Here is a 21,005-nt window from a genome sequence, read left to right as displayed (position 1 = left end):
ACGTGATGAAGACCTTTGTGAAGAGGAAAATGGAGTAGAGAGGTTCTCATGGACGTGATGAAGACCTTTGTGAAGAGGAAAAAGGAGTAGAGAAGTCTTCATCGCCGGTATGAAAACCTTTGTTACGAGGAAAAAGGAGTAGAGAGGTCCTCATGTTAGTTATGACCTCGGTGACAATGAGTTTCATTGAATCAGTCAAGGGTTAAGCGCAAAGGAAGCTCCAGCCAATATTTCAAAGCATCTGAGACCTTAATTCCATTTGGCAGTTACCCGGGGGTAATTGCTTTTTTGTTTGAAAAACCAATATTGATTGGTTAATTATGTTAAAATTTACATATATGATCTATGATTGGAGTTTGATGCGCATGACATCTATTCAAGTAACTTGGGGCGATTCAATCGTTCAATTAACCTGGGACAAGCAATCTCAACTTCCGCCAAGAAATCTGATAACTAGCGCTCACGGCTATTGCTTTTATCAGGATAAGCTGATGCTTGTTAACCTCAAAAATAGAGGATGGGATTTTCCTGGTGGGCATATCGAACTCAATGAAACCCCGGAAATGTGTTTTCAAAGGGAAGCAATGGAGGAGGGGTATGTAGAAGGAGATTGCCGTTTGCTTGGTTCCATTGTGGTCGATCATCATGAAAATCCGAACTGGAATGAGGAAAGTCCATATCCGAAAGTAGGATATCAGGTTTTTTATAGAATGGATATTACGAAGTTTCATAGTTTTAGGGCTGAATATGAATCTATGGAAAGGATTTTTATTAAACCGACAGAGGTATCAAATTATTATGGTGGCTGGAACAAAGTTTATCAAGCGGTTTTAGAGAATTGTTTGGAAATGGGGAATGTATGTGGAGGCAATCGTTAGATTTTATTATGTTGGGGAATTTACATGAGAACTATTGGAAACGAGTTATCCCTGTGGTTTAAATCCACTATATTTATATGGATTTATTATCTTATTTTTATTATTTTAAATCCTGCTCATCCCTTAGATTCCTACGGCCAAATCACCATTATTGGTTCTTTTTTTGGTCTTCCTTTATTTATGTGGTTACTTATTCCTATTTGGAATGCATTACATACATTTCGAAACAAATCCGTCCGCTGGAAGCCTCTTCGTCTTATTATGTATATTTGCTCGGCATATTTGGTTCTTTTAGGTGTGATGATGGTACATGCGGGGATATCCAATTCCATTGTAAAAGAAAGGCTTTTCCGTGATGGGTGGGATGAACATGTGGCTCTGAGCTTTGAGCGATTACAGTCCACCACGGATGGTGACCTAACACTAAAGCGGGCATATTATACTGAGCCTTATCATTCTAATATTAATGCGGGGAATATGAGTGGTACTAGAAGTCCATCATTAACTATAGAGTATATCTACACCGATTGTTCTGATAATGATGAATGTTCATTTATTTATAGGGAGGTTTATGATACATCATCCGGTGCTCTTATTCGGAGGGAGAATGATAGTTTTTAATATGTTATTAAAAACAAAGCACTTGGAGCAGATACACCTCCAAGTGCTTTCCCCATTTATTATTTAGACGCCTTCTCCTTCAACTTCTCCGCCATTTCCTCTCCCATTTCTCTCGAACGTTCTGTCGCCCCTTCGATACAGCTCTCAAATGCTTCGGAGACTTTTCGTTCATCTAGCAATGAAATTCCTCGTTGTGTAGTGCCCCCTGGACTTGTTACTTCTCTTCTTAAGACTTCTGCATCTTTATCTGTTTCTTGGAGCATATGAGCTGCTCCGATCAATGTCTGACTAACAAGTTTTTTGGCAACATCCATATCCAAACCTTGAGCCAACGCTGCTTTCTCCATCGCCTCTGCAATGTAGTAGATATAAGCAGGACCGCTTCCGGAAACGCCTGTTACTGCATGAAGTTGGTCTTCTTCCACAATGGTGCATAGACCGATTGCGGAGAACAACGATTGTACTAACGCCAAGTCTTCTTCATTAGCAAAGGAGCCTTTTGCAATGGCAGTAGCAGATAGTCCAATGGCCGCTGACGTATTTGGCATGGAGCGAATGACACGCAGCTCTTGTTCGAAAAGGTCTTGGATGACTTCAGTCGAGATACCTGCCAGCACAGAAACGATAAGCTGCTCTTTTGTTACATAGGATTTTATTGCCTGGATTCCATCTTTTGCGTCCTTAGGCTTCATTGCCAAGAAGATCACATCTGCATCTTTCACTACTTTCTCTTTATTTTCCAAAGTGGCTACTCCATATTTATTTTCAAGGTTTTTCAGACGTTGTTGATCCTGTTTGTTCGTTACCGTAATATCCTCTTTTGTACAAATCTCCTGTTTCAGCAATCCGGCCATAATCGCCTCGGCCATAGATCCTGCACCAATAAATGCTATTTTCATCGTTAACACGCTCCTTTAAGAATAGAAAAAGACCTATCTGTCCTGTATAAAAGGACGGATAGGTCTTATCCGCGGTACCACCTTAATTGGTTAGTTGAACCCAGCTTAAATTCCCGTATCGTGGGATGACGATCAGGTTTACCTGATTGTTCCTGGGTAGGTTCAAAAGTGCAGGGGATGAGGAGGTCTTTCAGCCGGTGAACCTCCATCTCTTTTCATCTTGCAGCTTTCTACTGGTCCCATTCGTCACGTTATCATTTGTAATTTTATACATTATCTATCGGAAGGCGGGGAAAGTCAAGGGGATATTTGTCATGATCATATAAATTTTTTGGAGAAAACTGCTCTCAAAATACAAAATAGGGCTTGACGTTATTTTAAAAAAATGAACTGGGAAATTTTATTAGTTATTGAGGAATAACCCTTTCTTTTTTTCCTTATTTAGTGCATTCTATAATTGAATGGTTATTCAATTACTTTTTTGGGTCTATTATTTTGTTATAATTTTATTGTACATTTCTTACATATATACATACTAAAACGAATTAAAAGGGGATTATGATGAACGACGTTTCTTGTAAGCAAGAGATCAAACAAATTACAATCCCGACCCCGTTTGCGGTTGGGGACGTACATACCTACCTTATCATTACGGATAAAGTGACACTGGTGGACGCTGGTGTGAAAACGATGGAAGCTTGGGAAGTCTTTCAGCGTGAGTTGAGTAGTCATGGACTGAAGGTTTTAGACATTGATCAAGTGGTAGTGACGCATCATCACCCAGATCACGTAGGGCTATTGGATTATTTTCCTTCCAATATTCCAGTATTCGGGCACAAGCGTGCACACCCTTGGATGACGCAGGATCATCGTTACTTTTCTACTCATGAAGCTTATTATAAAGAGATGTTTGAACGCATGGGTGTCGAGCAACGCTTTTATCCGGTCTTGGATGCCATTGATAAACCGTTACGTTTTGCTTGCCACAGGGGGCTCACTTCTTTCGTTGGAGAAGGAGATCGCCTAGACGGACTGGCAAATTGGCGGATCATAGAAACACCTGGTCATGCAAGCAGTCATCTGGTTCTATTTGATGAAAAGAGTGGAACCTTAATTGGTGGAGATTTAATCTTAGCGGATATCTCACCTAATCCATTGGTAGAGCCGCCTTATGTTGACGAAACGGAACGGAAGAAAGCCATGCTTGAATACATTCACTCTATTGAAAAAATGAGACGTTTGCCAATTCAGCGTGTGCTACCAGGTCATGGAGATATTGTTGAAAATATCCCGGAGTTATTAGAGACACGATTGAAACAACAGGATAAGCGTGCAAACAAGGTGTTAAAGTTCCTCCAAGATCAGCCTGCTACGGCCTATGAAATCTGTCAGTACCTTTTTAAATCTGTCTATGAGAAACAACTGCTACTGACACTTTCTGAAACGATTGGACAAGTTGATTATCTTCTTAATAAAAGCTTGATTATAGAAGATGCATCATCCAAGCCATATATGTATGTAGCAGGAGGGAAATAAACGATGGCCAGTCTTCAAGGTAAATATATCGTTATTACCGGTGCTTCTGGTGGGATTGGGAAAGCACTTGCTCTTGAGGTCGCCAAGCGGGGAGCGACACCTGTACTCATGGCACGATCCTTGGATAAGCTGGAACAGGTAGCAACTCAGATAAAGATGAATTATCAGATAGAGGCGCCTGTTTATCCACTTGATGTTCGTAAACAGACAGATATCGAGCATACTTTCAAGCAATTATTGACCGAGATTCCTGCGGTGGATGTGTTGGTGAACAATGCTGGATACGGAAAATTTGATGAAATAGCCAACCTTTCTCTGGATGACATGAGTGGAATGTTTGAGGTGAATGTGTATGGATTGATTGCATGCACGAAGATGGTCCTACCGTCCATGCTCGAACAAAATCAAGGGCATATCATCAATATTGCTTCACAGGCTGGAAAAATAGCCACACCAAAGTCGAGTGTGTATGCAGCAACGAAGCATGCTGTTCTCGGTTTCACTAATAGCATGCGAATGGAGCTATATGATACTAATATTTTTGTGACATCCGTTAACCCTGGTCCAATTAGAACGGAGTTTTTTGATATTGCAGATTCATCCGGTAGCTATAAGCAAAAAGTGGATAAGTGGATGCTTGAGCCTGAATATGTTGCCAAACGGATAGCAGATGCGATGTTTACTCGTACCCGGGAAATTAATCTTCCTGGCTGGATGAACATGGCCAGCAAACTGTATCAGGTGTTTCCAGGAGTGGTGGAAAAATTAGGTGGCAAGGCTTTTCGACAAAAATAGTGTAACCTTTCTATCCTTCTTTCGTCCAATAGAGGAAGAGGTGAAAAGAGGATGAAAACAGTAAAATTTATGACATTGCTTGCTTGTCTCCTTCTTTTATTCGGTTGTGGAACAACAGGTGGAAACGACAATAACAGCTCAGGGTCCAATACGGGTTCCGAAGCACCAAATGAAGAGCCTGCGGATGACAATGAACAGGCAGTGGAGGACTTAACTGGGTATATCGTTTCTATTTCAAATGATGGCCAAACTCGGATTTTAGTGACGGGACAGCACCCTAGTAGCGGCGGTTCAGGCATTTCTGCAACTATGTATACCCTTGAAGAGAGTACAAAAGTGGAAAACACTTCTGGTGAGCCGTTGGAAGTAACTGACCTTATGATGGGAATGAAAGTGACTGTTTGGAATTCTGGCATAGTAGCAGAATCCTTTCCAGCCCAATCTGGCGCCATAAAAGTGGTGGTAGATGAAAAGCAGGATAAACTTGAACAAAAGGCTGTTGCCAAAGCATTGGAAGAAGTGGAAGCCGAGTATCCATGGCACGTCGAGGACGTGACGGAACAGGAAGAGGGATTGTATAAGGTAACCTTAAAGAACCTGTTGGATGACAGCGAGCCGGTTGATATTGAGGTGGAAGTAAAAGAGTGATAGTATCACTTTTGTGAGACGTCTTGTGTGATTGGTGCAGGGCGTCTTTTTGTTCAGTGAGTGGTTCCTTAGTGAGGGTGGTTTGTCGGCGTTTGATGAAATTGGTAGAGTGGCATGTATTGCCTTGAGTTTGGACAGTAAATAGGTGAGTTTCGCTTGTATTTTGAGATTTGGGACAGTATTACCTCAAAACGGACAGTAAACGGTAACGTTTCCGACAGTAAGTGTAGCCCAACGTGAGTCTCTTGTAGACCTATAAATGAGATGGAGGCAAAGTGCATATGAAATTTATCTTAGAAGACGAGAATTTAGGTATCGAGGTCGTTAAATCAATTCAAACAGGTGATGTACCAGCTTTTGAGCGTTTGCTCGCTGCAAATCCCCACCTTGCCACGGCAAGAATTATTTCCAGAGGCTATCATGATGAAAAATCTGACGCATTCGGAGTGTCCCGCACATTGCTTCATGTGGCCACCGATTGGCCGGGTCACTTTCCGAACGGATCAACAATCGTTCGCACATTAGTGGAGGCAGGAGCAGAGGTAGATGCTAGATTTACCGGCCATCACACGGAAACACCCCTCCATTGGGCTGCAAGCAGTAATGACGTAGAAGTTCTTCAGGCGCTTCTGGATGCTGGTGCGGACATAAATTCCACAGGAGCAGTAATCGCGGAAGGCACCCCTTTAGACGATGCTGTAGCATTTGGCCAGTGGAATGCAGCCCGTCTGTTAGTAGAGAATGGGGCACAGACCAAGCTCTGGAATGCAGCGGGACTGGGAATGCTTGATGAAGTGAAAGCGTACTTTGAAGATAATCAGCTTCCTTCCGGATTCGAAACCACTCAAGCCTTCTGGTTGGCTTGTCATGGGGGGCAACTTATGGTGGCAGAATACCTTCTCAAACAAGGAGCGGATCTCAATTGGATCGGTTATGACCACCTTACTCCACTTGATGCTGCAGTTCGCAATAATACGGATGTGAAGCTAATTGAGTGGCTTCGAAGTAAAGGGGCTCACTCCGCAGGGGAAACCCTGTAAGGTCCTTCTTGTTCAGGTTCTTTGGCTGAACTCTTACGAACGTATTTCTCCCACATAGCTTGAAAGCGGTACATCAATAAGGCTTTTATTAAAAAAAGTCCAAATAGTTGATGGCGTTTCATTTTTTTCATTTCAAATATGCCTATACTTTTAAAAAAAGTAAATACGGGATACATAAATATGGCATCCACAAATGCATTCAACAAGAAATACAAATAGATTCTTCCATATGTAAGGCGCAATATCCATAGAGAACCAGCAAAAAATGGTCCAACTATAAATGCAAATTCATTCACAAAATAGGGCGGGATTTTTTTATAGATGGCCCACCATTTATACTTTTCCGCCACAATGCTTTCTAATGCAATTAATATAGACATAAATAATGTTCCGGGCAAAAAACGTTTAAAGTGCTTCCACCCAAGAAAAGGGAGTGTCAGAATGGAGATGAATACCATTATCCATAATACGAGCACGGGATTTTTCTTCATGATGTCGCTCCTTTTCTAGATGAACTCTTCTTATATCTTGTGTAATTACTCAAGATTTATGAATTACTTTTGCTATGTGCGCCTACCACTTGCTCAAATATTCATACACCACATCATTGACTACATCAAACACTTCCAAATAGGGATCTTGAGCAACCACACTGCTCACTTCCTCTGCCATCTTTTCATACTCTTCCTCACTAAGTGGAACAGATTCAAAATCATGCTGATATTGAACAAAGCAATTTCGAATCATTTTTTTCACTAAATTTCTCTCCACGTCGTCACCTCATTTCCCTTATTATAATGGTTTTGCACACATAACAGGAATATGAAAAAGCTATTTGTCGAAATATGTAGTGGAATTTACCATTGAAACCGAACGTATATTCGCTTATTATTGGGTATATACTACTAATGCGAACATACTTTCTGTTTTAGTGAGGTGTGAAGGTCGTGGACATGGATTACAGCAAGATGCCAAACAACAAGATTTTATGTGTAGATATGAAAAGCTTTTATGCCAGCTGCTCTGCAGTAATGATGGGTCTTGACCCGCTCACCTGCTATTTGGCGGTGGTTGGGGATACAGAGCGACAGGGGAGCGTCGTGCTTGCGGCCTCTCCCATGCTGAAAAAGGAATTTGGTATCAAGACAGGTTCCCGTCGGTTTGAGATTCCAAACGACAAACGCATCCACATTGTAAACCCCAAGATGGCAACCTATCTGCGCATTTCCACAGAAATCACCCGACTTTTCAATCGATATGTCCCAAAGGACGCCATCCATACCTATAGTGTTGACGAAAGCTTCTTGCAAGTCGACGGGGTGGAGGCGCTTTGGGGAGATGCGGCCACGATTGCTGAAAAAATCAAAGAGGACATGGAGCGGGAATTTCAGCTTCCATGCGCCATCGGAATCGGTCCGAATATGCTCATGTCAAAACTTTGCCTGGATCTGGAAGCAAAAAAGAAAGGCATAGCGGAGTGGACCTATGACGATGTAAAAACAAAACTCTGGCCGCTTTCCCCCTTAAGTGAAATGTGGGGAATTGGGTCCAGAGTACAAAAAACGTTAAACCGAATGGGGATTTTTAATGTTGGACAGCTCGCAAACTATCCCCTCGAGCTGCTGGAGAAAAAATTCGGCGTGATGGGAAATCAACTGTACTATCATGCCTGGGGAATTGATCTATCAGAGCTTGGCGCTCCCATTATTCAGGGACAGATCAGCTTTGGTAAAAGTCAGATTTTAATGCGCGACTATACAGACCCAAAAGAAGTGAAACAAGTCATCTTGGAAATCTGTGAGGAAGTCGCCAGAAGAACACGGCATCACCGAAAAGCCGGCCGTACCATCAGTCTTGGAATCGGCTACAGCCGCGATGAACTTGGCGGAGGGTTCTACCGCTCCCGAACGATGGAACGAGCAACCAACGTCACGATGGACTTATACCGTACCTGCCTCGAACTGTTTGAGGAAAATTATGAACCAAAAACCGTCCGGAAAATTGCCGTATCGCTCTCCAATATTGTGGAGGACAGTGAAATGCAACTGAGCCTGTTTGAACTCGAACAGCCGAAAAAACGCGAACTGGGCTATGTAATGGACACCATCCGTGGAAAATACGGAACCAATGCGCTATTGCGGGCTGTGTCCTATACCAAGGCCGGGACTGCGGTGCACCGAAGCAGGTTGGTTGGTGGGCATAAGGCGTAGGGATTTGCTACAGCTAGAAACGTAAGAAAGGATGTTTAAGGATGATACGAGATCGCGGAACCATTAAATGGACGTCCATGATGCTGCCGGAGCATGTCAAAATGCTGCGCGATTGGACCAAAGAGGATTTATACCAAACCAAGCCGGAGATTGATGAACAACGGCTCGAAGAAATGAATGAACTGTTTTGCGAAGCGATGGAAACGGGTAAAGAAGTAACCATTACCTATTATGAAAAAAGAAGATACCATCTGTTTGTAGGAGCGGTGCACCATCTCGATGCCTACCAGAGGCGCTTGCATGTGGTGGATAAATTCGGCGAAGCGGGCTGTTTGTGTGTAGATGACATTTTGGATATTTCCTGATAAAACAGGCTGGTTTCACAAATTTTGTTGCTTTCAAGAAGCTTTATACAGATGAGTGAATTGGAGCGGAAGGCACTCGACTCCGGCGGGAGGTAGCGGTAGACTTGAGAGCCCTGAAGCGTTGTGAGGAGGCTCAAGCACTGCCCCGCGGAAAGCGAGTGACTGCAGCGAAAAGGAACGGTGAAAATAACCATAACAACATTTATTTTAGAAAAAGAAAACAGCCACACAAAAACATCCTTCCCACTAAATGAGGAAGGATGCTCCATTATTATTTCTTTTCGAAATACCCAAGAGCCAAAATCGCTTCAAATACTTCTTCGCCTTCATCAGAAGTAACTTCCACTTCCTGTCCTGGCTGAAGGGCAAGCGCCAAAACACCAAGCAAGCTTTTTGCGTCAACTACCCAATGCTCCTTTTTAAATAAAACCGTGCCGGAATAAGAACTGATTGTATTCACTAAATTGCTTGCAGACTCAGCAAAAATAGGCTTTAAAACTGTAAGTACCATATGTATCTACCCCTTTTGTATTGTAATACTTTAAGTATAAAGAAAATGATGGAAACAACAAGAGAAAAATATTGATATTATGGAAGAAGGGAGTAATAGGATGAGAGTGGAAGTAACGGAGAAGACCCCACAAAAACTTATGACGAAAGCGAGTGGCTTTCTAAAAGGCTATACCCACACCCTTAACCCCTATATCGGCTGTGCCTTTGGTTGCTCCTATTGTTATGTGAGACAAAGCCCTGTTGGTTTGTTCCGCAAACAGGAATGGGGCACATGGGTGGATGTGAAAAAGGATGTAAAAGAAAAGCTCGTCAAAGAAATGCGGCTTTTAAGGAAAAAAAAGCAACCTATCAGCATTTTTATGTCATCCAGCACGGATCCTTATCAACCGGTAGAACAAAAGGAAGAGGTTACCCGGACCCTTTTAGAAGTAATGGCAGAAGAGCCACCTGACTTTCTTTTTGTTCAAACAAGAAGCCCCTTGGTGACAAGAGATACCGACCTTTTAAAGAAATTGGGAGACCGCGTGATGGTAAGCATCACAATCGAAACAGACCTGGAAGAGGTACGCAGAAGGTTTTCACCCTCAGCTCCACCAATACCTGCAAGGCTTAAAGCATTAAAAACATTGCATAAAGAGGGTATACCAACCCAAGTAGCTATTGCACCAGCCTTGCCGTTTTCCGAAGAATTTTCGTTAAAACTAAAAGGGATTGTGAATAGGGTGTGTGTGGATGATTTTACAGGGGACGGAAGTGGAGGCAAGCGGACAGCCCGTTTAGGTGTATATGAGAAATATGAAACGGGAGAAAAGGCGAAGTGGGTGGAAGGAAATGTGCAACAGGAGGTTTTTGAGGTAATGCGAACGGTATTTTCTGAAGAACAAGTTATCCGGAGTCCAGAGGGGTTCTTTCCGCCTAAGTAAAGGGGCACACAAAAGCTTAGGATGATAAGCTTCCTAAGCTTTTGACTTACATAAGAGCGGATTTTGTCTCTTAAACCACCGCTACTCGTGAAAGATGTAGTTATTTATTCATACCCGCCATTTAAATCAGGTAACTCCTGATACTCCTCCTTGGCTACAACTATTTTATGTATATAGTTCTCCAAGTTCATCAGATTTTTAGCGTCTCCATTATACTCACAAAAATTAGTATAAGAAAACTCCTTTGTCTCCCCGCTCATTTTGATATGCCAGGATGTGAATGAAGGAGGTTCAGTTGCACACTGAAGCTCTCTATCAATGTCCAAATCTCCCATTATATTTATTCTTATCATTTCATTATAAATGAGATTTTTTTCCTCGACGGTTAACGGTATCTCAGCTTCTATGGTGCCGTCTATCACAAGATCTTTAATTATCGTGTCATTAAAAGTATCCACTTTTTGTTTGCCATAGGTACCATATGTAAGGCTAAATTCAAAATCAGTAGGCATGGCTGGAGTACTAACATCAGACAAAATTGGAGAACCTAAATCTTCATCAGAACTGCAAGAGGAAAACAAAAATAAGATTGGTAACAATATAATATAAATTCGCTCCATGCAATAACCACCTCTTCTCTACAGACGATAAAATTGGAATAAAGTTACTGTTTTTCACAGAAAAATGCAAAAATACGTTACAATAGAAAAATAGTAATATGGTAAATGGGCTAAGATTGGAAATAGAATAAAGGAGGGTAACAAATGGACAGCATTATTTTTGATTTAGACGGTACATTGTGGGATTCACGCGAAACAGTACTGGTAGCTTGGAATGAAATTCTGAAAAACGATGATAAGATCGAGAAAGAGTTAACAAGTGAGGATTTTAAAGCAACCATGGGGCTTCAAATGCATGAAATAGAAAAGATTCTCTTTCCGAATATGGAAGAAACATATCGTACTCAATTATCGAAGAAATGTTGCGAAGCGGAGAGAGTGCTTCTAGAGCAAAAAGGTGGTCAGCTCTACGAACAATTAGAAGAAGTGCTAGAGAGCTTATCTCAAAAATACAAACTTTTTATCGTGAGTAACTGCCAAGAAGGGTACATAGAAGCTTTTTATAAATATCATCAATTGGAGACATATTTTATTGACTATGAAAATCCAGGCAGAACAGGACTCACAAAAGGTGAAAATATAAAACTAATCATAGAGAGGAATAAACTTGAGAGCCCCGTTTATGTGGGAGATACGCTTGGAGATCAGCAAGCAGCGAAAGTCGCTGGAATTCCTTTTGTCTATGCTAGTTATGGATTTGGGGAAGTGGAAGAATATGATTATATTATTCATTCACTTAATGATCTAAAGGAGATTTTTTAGTTTTAGTTGAAAAACAGAAGAAGGAGCCGCAGTTATGCAGCTCCTTTGCTTTAATTTTAATACTGCGCCAATTAACCGTTTAATACTTGGGCAGCCCGAACACAGGATTCAAAATTCCCTTTATGGGAAGCGTCACAATAAGGAAGCTTTTTGGAAAGGCCGCAACGGCACAAAGTGAATGCAGGCTTGTCCTCAAACTTGTTTCCTTCTGCATCAATTAACTCTACATCACCTGTTACACGGAAGCCTCCGTTATCCATTACTTTAATTGTTACTTTTGACATTGGTAATCTCCTCCTTCTTATAAAGATATTAGTATCGTACCTACAATTATCCATTTTGACAACAAGAACTTATCCACTACCATCCTTTCCATATGCCTTCTAGTTATACTAATGAGCAATATATGGTACAATCAGGCTAACAATGAAACAGTTGGAGGCATGAAACGTGAAAGTAACGTTTACAGAGAAAGCAGCAGAAAGAGTAAAAGCAAAGCTTGAAAACCAAGAAGGAAAATGGTTGAAGCTAAAATATGATACAGATGGATGCGGATGCGTCGTTAGCGGAGTTTCCGCACTATGGATCACACCGGAAAAAGACGAAGATGATGTAGAGTTAGAAACAAACATAGGACCATTATTAATGGAAAAATCAAAGCTTCTCTTTTTTGATGAAGACATGACAGTTGATTTTGTAGAAAATGCAAACTGCTATATGTTGAAATGTCCAAGCCAAATCTTGAATCCACGCATGAGTCTATTGGTTGTGGAGGGAGCAAAATGAGCAATGGGGGCAAAATTAACTCGTTGAAAAATGTGGCTCAATCAAAAACGTGGGCATCATTTCTAAATCATAATCATCCATACAGCCTGTTGCACTGGTCGATTGGTGGCATCAATCATGAAGACAAAGATGTATGGCTGCTTCAGGATGAAGTAACATTCGAGGTTCAGGAATTTGAGAACTTGGATGTGGCAGTGGATTGGATCTCGGAAAATATGGACGGGATTACGGATGTGCTGGGGTAAATAAATGGATTAAGCTAAAAAGTCGGGGAACTTTGTTCTTCGGCTTTTTTGTGTTGGGATTATCATTTATGTTGATATATGTTGTTATATGTCGTTTGGCTTGTATTGTGTGGAGTTTGGACAGTAAATGGTGGACTTGGGATTGTATTTTTAAAGTCTCGGACTGTATTTAGCTTCGACCCGACAGTAAACAGTGAGTTTTGGACAGTAAGTAATATAGGTGGAAAAAAGAATAAAAAATTGATAGAAAAATCCTGTTTTTCCGGCGAAAATAGAACCAATTATTTACACCTCACCCAATCTTCTCTATAATCAGAGTTATAATTTTCAGAATGGGGCAAAAATTGATACCTTACCTCAAGAAAAATAGACAACAAGATAAAGGAGTAAATAACAATGCAAGCAATCATCTTTGACATGGACGGAACACTTTTTCAAACAGATAGAATACTAGAGTTGGCTTTAAATGATACATTCAAGCTTTTAACAGAAATGAGTATATGGGAGAAAGAAAAACCAACTCCCATTGATACATATAGAAGAATTATGGGAGTACCGTTGCCGGTTGTATGGGAAAATCTTTTACCTTCCCATTCACATGAAGTGAGAGAGGCGGCAAATGAGATTTTTCATGAAAAGCTTATAGACAATATTAAGGAAGACAAAGGGGCTCTATACCCAAAAGTGCAGGAAGTACTAAAATATTTGAAGGAACAAAATATTAATCTTTACATAGCAAGTAATGGGCAAACGCCTTATCTAGAGGCGATAGTGGAGCAGTACAATTTAATGCAGTGGATAACAGAAGTGTTCAGTATCGACCAAATTGAATCTTTGGACAAGACAAAGCTTGTGGGGGAAATCGTGAGGAAGTACTCCATTCATCATGGTGCAGTTGTAGGGGACCGACTATCAGATATTAATGCGGCAAAAGGAAATGGATTGACTGCAATCGGGTGCAGGTTTGATTTTGCACAGGAAGCAGAGCTTGCCCAAGCGGATTTGGTGATTAGTAGTTTTGAAGAGTTGAAAAATGTATTAGTTGAAAAAGCAGTGTAGTAATCATTGGGAAATGGAACCTTTTCCCTTCCATATCGTATTATTGGGACAGGTACAAACCAAAATAGCTTGTTAGGGTGATACAAATGAAATCAGAAACAATAAAAAAAGAATTGTTCAGCTGGGGGAAAGCCTGCGTAATCGGACTCTTTTTCGCTTTTCTTGTCAGCGCATTAGTTGTGCAGCCATTTACCGTTAAAGGAAGTTCCATGGAACCGACGTTGGATGGAGAGGATATCTGGACTAGCAAAGATGATGGTGATAAAGTTTTAATCTTTAAAAGCGGGTACATGGTGGGGATCGACCCAAAGTACAATGATATTGTTGTCATTGATAGTAGGGTGGAGCGCGAAAGAAGCCTAACAGATAATTTTAAGGAAAGTCCATTAATAAACGCATTGTTAGATGAAACCCAAGGGAACAATTACTGGATCAAGCGAGTGATTGGTGTAGAGGGCGATAAATTGGAATATCGCGGAGGAACCGTCTATCGTAACGGGGAAGCGCTGGTAGAAGAGTACATTCAAGAAGAAATGCTGTTTCCGTTTGATGAAGTGACAGTTCCAGAGGGACATGTTTTTGTGATGGGGGACAACCGGAATGAAAGCAGAGACAGCCGTGAGATAGGCTCTATTCCAAAAGAAAATGTGATGGGGAAAGTGGTACTGAGATATTTCCCATTTAATAGGGTTGATACGCTTGAATAATATGAATATGGTTAACTATTTTAACAAACTAACCAAAGCAATCAAAAACATCACAAAAGAAAATTTTATCGGCATTTATATCCATGGTTCGTTGGCGATGGGCGGCTTTAATCCTGATCGAAGTGATGTAGACCTCCTGGTAGTAGTTAAACATTCGCTGAACATCTCTACACAATGCGAGCTAGCAAAATTCATGCTAGCCAATTCTAACGACCCATACCCGATTGAGATTAGTTTCTTAACACAAACTCAACTAGAAAACTGGGCTCATCCAAGCCCATATGAATTCCACTTTAGTGAAGGGTGGAGACAAAGCTTTGAGCGGGAACTGTTAACGGAACAATACGAAGCAATAAATAATGATCATAAAGTGGACCCTGATTTGGCAGCTCATCTCACTATAATCAATACTAGAGGCATATGCTCGGAAGGTCCTCCGATAGATGATGTGTTCCCTGTCATACCAAGGGCTCACTATTTATCTTCAATCCTGGCAGACTATCAGGACTGTTTAAAAAATGTAGAGACGGACCCGGTATATTGTGTGCTGAATTTGATAAGAGTGTATTGGTATGTAAAAGAGGAAGTGATTTCTTCCAAACTAGAAGCAGGGGAATATGGGCTGACTTCCTTTCCACAAGAGTACAAAGAGACCATCCGAAAAGTGATAGAGAGCTATCAAGGTAATAGTAGGGTAAGGGAATTTCACAAGGAAGAGTTAACGAGTATACGAGATTACATACAAAGTGAAATAGGTCAATTGGAAAAGGAGTCAACCGTATGAATATAAGAAACATACAAGACGAAGACTTCCTCCGCATATCCACCAACCTTAACACATGGTGGGGCGGTCGGGATATGGTCGACATGCTGCCACGATTATTTATTCATCATTTTAAAAACACAAGCTTTATTATAGAAGACAACGGAGAGACACTTGGGTTTGTGATAGGCTTCGTTTCTCCATTGATTCCGGAACAAGCATACATACATTTTGTGGGAGTAAACCCAAACACGCGTAAGAAAAATATCGGAAGAACACTTTATGAACATTTTTTTGAGGCAGTTAAGAAAAAAGGGTGTTCAGAAGTGAGTTGTGTGACGTCGTCTGTGAATACCACCTCTATTAATTTCCATAAAAGAATGGGCTTTACGATGAAGGACGGGGACATGGTGATAGACGGCATTCCCATTCATCAGAACTATGACGGGATCGGGCAGAATCGAGTGATTTTCGTTAAATCATTAGAAGCTAGGAGTGATACTCATCTCAAAAATTAAAACCAAACATATCTTTATTGTTTATATATTAAGTTCCCTTAGCCTCATACTGTTTACTACGGTGACCAACTTCAATTTAACAGGATACTCGTATCAATTCCATGAAAATGAAGAACTGACCATTGAAAAAGGATACATATTAAAGGATCAAGTATTAAACACTCCTACCAATGAAGCAATACGAGCAATCGACCTGATATCAAAAGCAAATACTTATTGGAATGTGACATATGTATTTTGCTTGGTGTTTTTTCTGTTGTTATTCAAAAACGTTTATAAGCCATTTAGACCTGAAAATAACTGGAAAAGGTACGTAACATTCTATTCTATTGTAATAATCGCATTTTTGGTTTGGGTTATTAGTAGCCAAATACCACTGACTGAACAAATTGCAACGATAATAAACGATCTCAAAGGAGCCGAATAAAATGGATGTTGTTTTCCATACAGAAACAGCCGTTTTCAATTACAGGGTGGCAGGAGTCTGGATACAGGATGGACATATCCTCCTGCACAGAGCAAGCGGCGACGAAATCTGGTCGCTGCCAGGTGGAAGAGTCGAGATGAACGAGGCATCCCCCCTCAGCCTGCAACGCGAATTCAAAGAAGAACTCGACTTATCCGTACAGGTCGGACGATTGGTTTGGATTGTAGAAAATTTCTTTGAATACCGTGAGAAGAAAGTACATGAAATAGGTCTTTACTATCTTGTTTCAACGGATGATAAACAAGCTCTACCTAATGGATCGTTTCATGGGGTGGAAGGGGAAAGGTTGATTTATGAGTGGGTACCAATCGATGAGTTAGAGGATATAGTTCTATACCCCGAGTTTTTAAAGAAGGCATTAAAGAACATACCTCAAACCACCGAACATCTAATAGTAAGCAACTAAATCACTGGATATTATCAGGAAATCAGGACATCATATTTCGAAAAGAGATATGAGGAGTTAACAATGATTTTAATCTTGAAAATATTGACCATATACATAATTACGATAGCCATTATGAGATTAATGGGGAAATCCACTATCGTACAGATGACCCCATATGACTTAGTAGCCATTATTATCGTTGGGACTGTGGCATCAGAACCGCTAATCAGTACAGAATACCTGCCTACGCTCGGTGCTCTTGCTGTTCTTGTTATCATACACATAATATTTTCGAAATTAACCCTTTGGCAATGGGGCAATCGTTTCTTTCTGGGAGAACCGACCATCCTCATTAAGCACGGACAAATAGTAGAGGATAATATGGAAAAAACCATGGTGTCCATTGCACAGCTTCTTTCCATACTAAGAAGTAAAGGGTACCCGAAAATCTCTGACATTGACTATGCCATTTTAGAACCGATTGGGGAAATCAGCATCATTCCAAAGCCGGAAAACACCCCTGTGACAGTACAACATCTTGAAATATCTATTGATGATGAGGGATTGCCAATTTCAGTTATCATTGATGGGAAAATTCAAGACAAGAATCTAAAACTGCTGGACAGATCTAAAGAGTGGCTGCTAGACCATTTAACAATTCGACAGATCGATGTGAAAGACATACTTTACGCCTATGTTAACGAGAAAACAAAGAAATTGATCATTAATAAACGAAATAACATACAAAATTAGGCGTGACTTTCGAAAGTTCATCCATTATAATGTAGATATCTTCAAACAGAAGGAGTTTGTTTTATGGAAAAGGTAGTTCTTAACTAAACGTAATCAAATACGTGCGATATGAGGAAAAAGTTCGACATTGTCGAGCTCTGTTTGAGTGTGCTTTTTTTTCTCATAACGAAATGTTAAGAACACGGGTTTGCGCCTGCTTCATAAAATGATAGTTACAGCATGAGTCTAGGTATTTTTCTACCTATCGTGCATTTACATTTTAAAACTACCATTCAAAACGCAAAGGACGAGTGTTGTTCTTTGTGTTTTTTTATATGTAAAAATAGTTATGCCCCTGCTCTTAGCATTTCCTCGCACGGTTTTAGTGGCTACATCCACCAAACTGCTTACTAATTACTAGGAGGAAAAAACAGTGAATAACGAAACAATTAAAGCTTTACAATTTACAGATCTAAAGAAAGATGTGGCAACTTTTGCACTATCAGAACCTGGGAAAAATGCTGTTTTGGCATTGGAACCATCTGTGAATAAAAGACAGATTGAAGCATGGTTAAACGAGGTAACAGAAGGTAAGAAGATACTGGCCATTAGTTCAAGCGTACCCATTCACGGTCTTCACGGAGTTGAGTACATTCTAAAAAATCTTCACAAAGGAATTGCATTCAGGCCAGATCAGCTGATAGGTCTCCATGATTTCTTGGATACCATTGAAAAGCTCAAACGTTTTATGAAAGACAAGGAGTACGCAGCACCAGTCATCACAAGCTACATCTACTCTGTTACAGAGCTCTCTCATGTAGCAGAAGAGATAATTCGATGCATTCGAAATGGCAGGGTAGACGATTACGCGAGCAAAGAGCTGCTGAAAGTAAGAAAACAGATAGCTACATTGGAGGAACGCATCAAGAACCGTATCGAGCAGCTTGTCAAGTCCACCAAATACAGTAAGTATCTACAAGAAAACCTGGTAAGTACCAGAAACGGAAGGTATGTCATTCCGGTCAAAAAAGAATACAAAAACAATATTAAGGGATCGGTTCTCGATGTTTCTGCTTCCGGATCCACCGTGTACATGGAGCCTGAAGAAATCAGCATCATCCAAGATTCCATCAGTATGCTGAAGTTTCAAGAAGAGGCAGAAGAAGAGCAAATCCTGTTTGCGCTGACTGGCTTGGTCCAAGAGCATGAAAAAGAAATAAAATTAGCGATGGATCTGATGGTCAGCTATGATGTGATTTTTGCAAAGGCGAAGCACAGCTTATTGCTTAATGGAACAGCACCAAAGATAAATGAACATCATGTTATCCGATTGGAAGGTGCGAGACATCCGTTACTTGGAAAAAATGCAGTGCCTTTAAACTTGGTTATCGGTGAAGATTACGACGCGCTTGTCATTACAGGTCCCAATACAGGAGGAAAAACAGTCACGATTAAAACGGTTGGACTTCTAACGTTGATGGCCCAATGTGGCATGCACATTCCTGCTGAAAAAGGCAGCGAAATAGCAATCTTCCATAAGGTTTTGGTTGATATAGGAGACGGACAAAGTATTGAACAGTCTTTAAGTACTTTTTCGTCTAGAGTGAAAAACATTATTGGAATATTGGCAGAGTCTACACCGCAGACTTTGGTGTTGCTTGATGAACTCGGTTCTGGAACAGACCCGGCAGAAGGGATGGGGCTGGCAACTTCTATTTTAGAAGAGCTATATAACAAAGGAACAACGATGTTGGCCACCACCCACTATAGTGAAATTAAGGAATTTGCCAATGAACAGGAAGGCTTCTGCAATGGCTCGATGGAATTCAATGTAGAAACCCTAAAGCCGACTTATCGTCTTATTGTCGGAAAAGGTGGGGATAGTCAAGCTTTTGCTATAGCGTTACGCCTTGGCATGCATCCTAAGTTGATCGAACGGGCACATGAAATCACGTACAAAGAAACAAAAGATTACACAGATAAATCGGATAGGCCAAGACATGAGCTCGACAGGCAACTAGCGATGAATCAGAAGTATGTGAGAAAAATGAAGCATCCAGAAAAAGAAAAAACAAAACTGGAGATTACTTTTAAGAAAGGTGACAATGTTAAGATCCCATCTATCAGTGAATTTGGTATCGTCTATAAACCAGCTGATGAGAAAGGGGATGTGCAGGTAATGGTGAAAGGAAGCTTGGAAACCTTTAACCATAAGCGACTTTCCCTCTATATTAAAGCGGAGGATCTTTATACAGAAGATTATGATATGGACATTGTGTTTGAATCCAAAGAAAATCGTAAGCTTCGAAATAAAATGAAGAAACATCATGTAGAGGAGGTAATTTTAGAGGAGTCAGACGACTGATATTTAGGGGATGTAAAGCGTACGTAAACAATGTTTAATTGTTGTGAATTATTGGTAAAATAGCTTTCTTTTGTTCGGATTTCTTGTAAGATTAAGCTTGTAGTCCACTAAAACAAGCATAGCTCAAGGAGGAAGTTCAATCATGAAAAAAATGTTATTGGCTTTATCATCTTCCGTATTATTATTAGCTCTTGCAACTGGATGCGCCGCTGAGAATGAAGAAATGAACAACAACGAAACGAATATGGAACAAAATGAAACGAATACTGGGGAAACAAACGAAGAATAGGTTGAGTGAATAAAGGTATCTGGGAGTGACGGCTCTTTTAATGGGAGTCGTTCTGCTTCTGGGTGCTTTTTTATTTTTGTATGGTAGAAACATTGGAAAAAAGGACTGAAAAGAGGTCAAAAAAGTGCTTTTTTATGTGTGAGAAAATGGTTCGGTCAAATTGTATAGCTGTTCGGACATTTCAAAGACGAAATAGTGGTGGGTTCGGACAAGGAATGACGGTGTTTGGAGGTAGTATGAAAAGTGGACACAGGGATTGGCGTCATGTTTTAATCAAAACTAACAGATAAAAGGACGTGTTAAACATGACGAAAAAGAAAAGCTACTCTCCAGAGTTTAGGGAATATGTGGTGAAACAAATCGTATTGGATGGACATAAGATCGTTGACGTTAGTCAAAAACTAGATATCCCCTATGATACATTACAAAAGTGGGTATATCGCTTTAAGAAAAGACAGAAAGAAGCTGCTCAACAAGCTCAAAATCAATTATTAACAGCATCTGAATACAAGGAAATGTATGAAGCTGAAAAGAGAACTAAGCTTGAATTACAGGAAGAGATAGATATCTTAAAAAAGGCTATGCACATCTTCACGCAAGAAAAGAAGTGATCTTCGAATTCATTCATTCCCACCGGAATGAACACACCGTGGTGTTGATGTGTAGAGTTCTTGGTGTGTCTACATCTGGCTATTATTTATATGTGAAGCGATTGGATCGTGAGGAATCGGAAAGAGAACAATGGAGAAAGTACGTGGATGAACGTATTCTCTTTCATTTCGCTGATAACCACGAAACATATGGTAGTGTGAGAATTCACCGTAAGTTAGTGAAAGAAGATAAAATAGATGTTTCT

The 21,005-nt window shown here is 40.5% G+C and carries 29 protein-coding genes; 23 read left to right on the top strand and 6 right to left on the bottom strand.

Translation table 11 applies throughout. The features are described from left to right. Positions 1 to 365: 365 nt before the first annotated feature. Together HC179_RS00925 and HC179_RS00920 are read left to right on the top strand one after the other, a co-directional pair. Positions 366 to 878: an NUDIX hydrolase gene (locus HC179_RS00925; RefSeq protein ID WP_168862632.1), complete on the top strand. Its 513-nt coding sequence runs from the start codon at positions 366 to 368 to the stop codon at positions 876 to 878. Positions 879 to 902: 24 nt separating this feature from the next. Then, positions 903 to 1,499 (top strand): hypothetical protein, encoded by a 597-nt coding sequence (locus tag HC179_RS00920; protein WP_168862631.1) that lies wholly within the window; start codon positions 903 to 905, stop codon positions 1,497 to 1,499. 59 nt (positions 1,500 to 1,558) lie between these two features. Here HC179_RS00920 and proC read toward each other — a convergent pair whose 3' ends face one another. Then, on the bottom strand, positions 1,559 to 2,398 hold the full coding sequence (proC, locus tag HC179_RS00915; RefSeq protein WP_168862630.1) for a pyrroline-5-carboxylate reductase: 840 nt from the start codon (positions 2,396 to 2,398) through the stop codon (positions 1,559 to 1,561). A gap of 558 nt (positions 2,399 to 2,956) precedes the next feature. Here proC and HC179_RS00910 point away from each other — a divergent pair. The 4 genes from HC179_RS00910 (at position 2,957) to HC179_RS00895 (ending at position 6,417) form a co-directional block, all read left to right on the top strand. Further along, entirely contained in the window at positions 2,957 to 3,934 is a 978-nt protein-coding gene (locus HC179_RS00910) for an MBL fold metallo-hydrolase (protein WP_240948432.1), read from the top strand. A 3-nt stretch (positions 3,935 to 3,937) separates the two neighbouring features. Next, the gene (locus tag HC179_RS00905) at positions 3,938 to 4,729 is read left to right on the top strand and encodes an SDR family NAD(P)-dependent oxidoreductase (RefSeq protein WP_168862629.1); all 792 of its coding nucleotides are present in this window, start codon (positions 3,938 to 3,940) and stop codon (positions 4,727 to 4,729) included. Positions 4,730 to 4,780: 51 nt separating this feature from the next. Next, positions 4,781 to 5,377 carry a DUF3221 domain-containing protein gene (locus tag HC179_RS00900; protein ID WP_168862628.1) on the top strand — a complete coding sequence of 199 codons (597 nt, stop codon included), beginning with the start codon at positions 4,781 to 4,783 and terminating at the stop codon, positions 5,375 to 5,377. Positions 5,378 to 5,658: 281 nt separating this feature from the next. Further along, on the top strand, positions 5,659 to 6,417 hold the full coding sequence (locus HC179_RS00895; RefSeq protein WP_168862627.1) for an ankyrin repeat domain-containing protein: 759 nt from the start codon (positions 5,659 to 5,661) through the stop codon (positions 6,415 to 6,417). Here the strand turns inward: HC179_RS00895 and HC179_RS00890 are convergent. Continuing rightward, on the bottom strand, positions 6,393 to 6,908 hold the full coding sequence (locus tag HC179_RS00890) for a hypothetical protein (RefSeq protein WP_168862626.1): 516 nt from the start codon (positions 6,906 to 6,908) through the stop codon (positions 6,393 to 6,395). The two genes, HC179_RS00895 and HC179_RS00890, sit on opposite strands and share 25 nt — an antisense overlap. Positions 6,909 to 6,990: 82 nt before the next feature. After that, entirely contained in the window at positions 6,991 to 7,173 is a 183-nt protein-coding gene (locus HC179_RS00885) for a YqzH family protein (RefSeq protein ID WP_168862625.1), read from the bottom strand. Positions 7,174 to 7,370: 197 nt separating this feature from the next. Here HC179_RS00885 and HC179_RS00880 point away from each other — a divergent pair, with 197 nt between their 5' ends. Then, a complete protein-coding gene (locus HC179_RS00880) occupies positions 7,371 to 8,627 on the top strand; it encodes a Y-family DNA polymerase (protein WP_168862634.1) in 1,257 nt (418 codons plus the stop codon). A gap of 41 nt (positions 8,628 to 8,668) precedes the next feature. After that, positions 8,669 to 8,992, top strand: a complete 324-nt coding sequence (locus HC179_RS00875) for a YolD-like family protein (RefSeq protein WP_010194209.1) — start codon at positions 8,669 to 8,671, stop codon at positions 8,990 to 8,992. Between the two features lie 271 nt (positions 8,993 to 9,263). Here the strand turns inward: HC179_RS00875 and HC179_RS00870 are convergent, their stop codons facing one another. After that, positions 9,264 to 9,503, bottom strand: coding sequence for an HPr family phosphocarrier protein (locus HC179_RS00870; RefSeq protein WP_010194213.1), 240 nt, complete (start codon positions 9,501 to 9,503; stop codon positions 9,264 to 9,266). Positions 9,504 to 9,603: 100 nt separating this feature from the next. On the opposite strand from HC179_RS00870, the gene HC179_RS00865 reads away from it, so the two are divergent. Next, the gene (locus tag HC179_RS00865; protein ID WP_168862624.1) at positions 9,604 to 10,428 is read left to right on the top strand and encodes an SPL family radical SAM protein; all 825 of its coding nucleotides are present in this window, start codon (positions 9,604 to 9,606) and stop codon (positions 10,426 to 10,428) included. A gap of 104 nt (positions 10,429 to 10,532) precedes the next feature. On the opposite strand, the gene HC179_RS00860 is transcribed toward HC179_RS00865, so the two are convergent. Then, positions 10,533 to 11,048: a hypothetical protein gene (locus HC179_RS00860; protein ID WP_168862623.1), complete on the bottom strand. Its 516-nt coding sequence runs from the start codon at positions 11,046 to 11,048 to the stop codon at positions 10,533 to 10,535. A 144-nt stretch (positions 11,049 to 11,192) separates the two neighbouring features. Between HC179_RS00860 and HC179_RS00855 the strand changes: the two genes are divergently transcribed. Next, on the top strand, positions 11,193 to 11,810 hold the full coding sequence (locus tag HC179_RS00855) for an HAD family hydrolase (protein WP_168862622.1): 618 nt from the start codon (positions 11,193 to 11,195) through the stop codon (positions 11,808 to 11,810). 71 nt (positions 11,811 to 11,881) lie between these two features. Here the strand turns inward: HC179_RS00855 and HC179_RS00850 are convergent, their stop codons facing one another. Next, positions 11,882 to 12,094 (bottom strand): CDGSH iron-sulfur domain-containing protein, encoded by a 213-nt coding sequence (locus HC179_RS00850; RefSeq protein WP_168862621.1) that lies wholly within the window; start codon positions 12,092 to 12,094, stop codon positions 11,882 to 11,884. A gap of 166 nt (positions 12,095 to 12,260) precedes the next feature. Here HC179_RS00850 and HC179_RS00845 point away from each other — a divergent pair, with 166 nt between their 5' ends. The 13 genes from HC179_RS00845 to HC179_RS00785 all read left to right on the top strand — a co-directional run. Continuing rightward, positions 12,261 to 12,596: an iron-sulfur cluster biosynthesis family protein gene (locus HC179_RS00845; RefSeq protein WP_168862620.1), complete on the top strand. Its 336-nt coding sequence runs from the start codon at positions 12,261 to 12,263 to the stop codon at positions 12,594 to 12,596. Then, positions 12,593 to 12,841, top strand: coding sequence for a DUF2552 family protein (locus HC179_RS00840; protein ID WP_168862619.1), 249 nt, complete (start codon positions 12,593 to 12,595; stop codon positions 12,839 to 12,841). Before HC179_RS00845 ends, HC179_RS00840 begins: the two co-directional genes overlap by 4 nt. A 396-nt stretch (positions 12,842 to 13,237) precedes the next feature. Next, the gene (locus HC179_RS00835) at positions 13,238 to 13,900 is read left to right on the top strand and encodes an HAD hydrolase-like protein (RefSeq protein WP_168862618.1); all 663 of its coding nucleotides are present in this window, start codon (positions 13,238 to 13,240) and stop codon (positions 13,898 to 13,900) included. 86 nt (positions 13,901 to 13,986) lie between these two features. After that, entirely contained in the window at positions 13,987 to 14,607 is a 621-nt protein-coding gene (gene lepB / locus HC179_RS00830; protein ID WP_168862617.1) for a signal peptidase I, read from the top strand. Between the two features lies 1 nt (position 14,608). Next, entirely contained in the window at positions 14,609 to 15,391 is a 783-nt protein-coding gene (locus HC179_RS00825; RefSeq protein ID WP_168862633.1) for an aminoglycoside adenylyltransferase domain-containing protein, read from the top strand. Continuing rightward, positions 15,388 to 15,888 (top strand): GNAT family N-acetyltransferase, encoded by a 501-nt coding sequence (locus HC179_RS00820; RefSeq protein ID WP_168862616.1) that lies wholly within the window; start codon positions 15,388 to 15,390, stop codon positions 15,886 to 15,888. The genes HC179_RS00825 and HC179_RS00820 overlap by 4 nt, the downstream gene beginning before the upstream one ends. After that, positions 15,866 to 16,315 carry a hypothetical protein gene (locus HC179_RS00815; RefSeq protein WP_168862611.1) on the top strand — a complete coding sequence of 150 codons (450 nt, stop codon included), beginning with the start codon at positions 15,866 to 15,868 and terminating at the stop codon, positions 16,313 to 16,315. The genes HC179_RS00820 and HC179_RS00815 overlap by 23 nt, the downstream gene beginning before the upstream one ends. Before the next feature lies 1 nt (position 16,316). Beyond that, the gene (locus HC179_RS00810) at positions 16,317 to 16,781 is read left to right on the top strand and encodes an NUDIX hydrolase (RefSeq protein WP_168862615.1); all 465 of its coding nucleotides are present in this window, start codon (positions 16,317 to 16,319) and stop codon (positions 16,779 to 16,781) included. A gap of 63 nt (positions 16,782 to 16,844) precedes the next feature. Beyond that, positions 16,845 to 17,516 carry a DUF421 domain-containing protein gene (locus tag HC179_RS00805; RefSeq protein WP_168862614.1) on the top strand — a complete coding sequence of 224 codons (672 nt, stop codon included), beginning with the start codon at positions 16,845 to 16,847 and terminating at the stop codon, positions 17,514 to 17,516. Between the two features lie 412 nt (positions 17,517 to 17,928). Beyond that, a complete protein-coding gene (locus HC179_RS00800; protein WP_168862613.1) occupies positions 17,929 to 19,860 on the top strand; it encodes an endonuclease MutS2 in 1,932 nt (643 codons plus the stop codon). A 142-nt stretch (positions 19,861 to 20,002) separates the two neighbouring features. Then, a complete protein-coding gene (locus tag HC179_RS00795; protein ID WP_010194254.1) occupies positions 20,003 to 20,149 on the top strand; it encodes a hypothetical protein in 147 nt (48 codons plus the stop codon). A gap of 305 nt (positions 20,150 to 20,454) precedes the next feature. After that, positions 20,455 to 20,760 (top strand): transposase, encoded by a 306-nt coding sequence (locus HC179_RS00790; RefSeq protein ID WP_168862612.1) that lies wholly within the window; start codon positions 20,455 to 20,457, stop codon positions 20,758 to 20,760. A 65-nt stretch (positions 20,761 to 20,825) separates the two neighbouring features. Next, positions 20,826 to 21,005, top strand: a 180-nt coding sequence (locus HC179_RS00785; RefSeq protein WP_481747948.1) for a hypothetical protein, incomplete at its 3' end; no start/stop codon positions are given.

The sequence above is a fragment of the Bacillus sp. RO1 genome (assembly GCF_012524115.1).
Taxonomy (GTDB): domain Bacteria; phylum Bacillota; class Bacilli; order Bacillales; family Bacillaceae_I; genus Sutcliffiella_A.
The sequence above is the reverse complement of the archived record's forward strand: the minus strand, read 5'-3'. Positions and strand labels throughout refer to the sequence as shown.

What these genes read in the sequence shown, in the direction of transcription:
- lepB (WP_168862617.1), top strand. Translation starts at nt 13,987, where the DNA reads ATGAAATCAGAAACAATAAAAAAAGAATTGTTCAGCTGGGGGAAAGCC.
- HC179_RS00920 (WP_168862631.1), top strand. Translation starts at nt 903, where the DNA reads ATGAGAACTATTGGAAACGAGTTATCCCTGTGGTTTAAATCCACTATA.
- HC179_RS00925 (WP_168862632.1), top strand. Translation starts at nt 366, where the DNA reads ATGACATCTATTCAAGTAACTTGGGGCGATTCAATCGTTCAATTAACC.
- HC179_RS00870 (WP_010194213.1), bottom strand. Translation starts at nt 9,503, where the DNA reads ATGGTACTTACAGTTTTAAAGCCTATTTTTGCTGAGTCTGCAAGCAAT.
- HC179_RS00805 (WP_168862614.1), top strand. Translation starts at nt 16,845, where the DNA reads ATGATTTTAATCTTGAAAATATTGACCATATACATAATTACGATAGCC.
- HC179_RS00865 (WP_168862624.1), top strand. Translation starts at nt 9,604, where the DNA reads ATGAGAGTGGAAGTAACGGAGAAGACCCCACAAAAACTTATGACGAAA.
- HC179_RS00790 (WP_168862612.1), top strand. Translation starts at nt 20,455, where the DNA reads ATGACGAAAAAGAAAAGCTACTCTCCAGAGTTTAGGGAATATGTGGTG.
- HC179_RS00825 (WP_168862633.1), top strand. Translation starts at nt 14,609, where the DNA reads ATGAATATGGTTAACTATTTTAACAAACTAACCAAAGCAATCAAAAAC.
- HC179_RS00795 (WP_010194254.1), top strand. Translation starts at nt 20,003, where the DNA reads ATGAAAAAAATGTTATTGGCTTTATCATCTTCCGTATTATTATTAGCT.
- proC (WP_168862630.1), bottom strand. Translation starts at nt 2,398, where the DNA reads ATGAAAATAGCATTTATTGGTGCAGGATCTATGGCCGAGGCGATTATG.
- HC179_RS00905 (WP_168862629.1), top strand. Translation starts at nt 3,938, where the DNA reads ATGGCCAGTCTTCAAGGTAAATATATCGTTATTACCGGTGCTTCTGGT.
- HC179_RS00855 (WP_168862622.1), top strand. Translation starts at nt 11,193, where the DNA reads ATGGACAGCATTATTTTTGATTTAGACGGTACATTGTGGGATTCACGC.
- HC179_RS00890 (WP_168862626.1), bottom strand. Translation starts at nt 6,908, where the DNA reads ATGAAGAAAAATCCCGTGCTCGTATTATGGATAATGGTATTCATCTCC.
- HC179_RS00895 (WP_168862627.1), top strand. Translation starts at nt 5,659, where the DNA reads ATGAAATTTATCTTAGAAGACGAGAATTTAGGTATCGAGGTCGTTAAA.
- HC179_RS00910 (WP_240948432.1), top strand. Translation starts at nt 2,957, where the DNA reads ATGATGAACGACGTTTCTTGTAAGCAAGAGATCAAACAAATTACAATC.
- HC179_RS00850 (WP_168862621.1), bottom strand. Translation starts at nt 12,094, where the DNA reads ATGTCAAAAGTAACAATTAAAGTAATGGATAACGGAGGCTTCCGTGTA.
- HC179_RS00900 (WP_168862628.1), top strand. Translation starts at nt 4,781, where the DNA reads ATGAAAACAGTAAAATTTATGACATTGCTTGCTTGTCTCCTTCTTTTA.
- HC179_RS00860 (WP_168862623.1), bottom strand. Translation starts at nt 11,048, where the DNA reads ATGGAGCGAATTTATATTATATTGTTACCAATCTTATTTTTGTTTTCC.
- HC179_RS00835 (WP_168862618.1), top strand. Translation starts at nt 13,238, where the DNA reads ATGCAAGCAATCATCTTTGACATGGACGGAACACTTTTTCAAACAGAT.
- HC179_RS00820 (WP_168862616.1), top strand. Translation starts at nt 15,388, where the DNA reads ATGAATATAAGAAACATACAAGACGAAGACTTCCTCCGCATATCCACC.
- HC179_RS00810 (WP_168862615.1), top strand. Translation starts at nt 16,317, where the DNA reads ATGGATGTTGTTTTCCATACAGAAACAGCCGTTTTCAATTACAGGGTG.
- HC179_RS00875 (WP_010194209.1), top strand. Translation starts at nt 8,669, where the DNA reads ATGATACGAGATCGCGGAACCATTAAATGGACGTCCATGATGCTGCCG.
- HC179_RS00880 (WP_168862634.1), top strand. Translation starts at nt 7,371, where the DNA reads ATGGATTACAGCAAGATGCCAAACAACAAGATTTTATGTGTAGATATG.
- HC179_RS00840 (WP_168862619.1), top strand. Translation starts at nt 12,593, where the DNA reads ATGAGCAATGGGGGCAAAATTAACTCGTTGAAAAATGTGGCTCAATCA.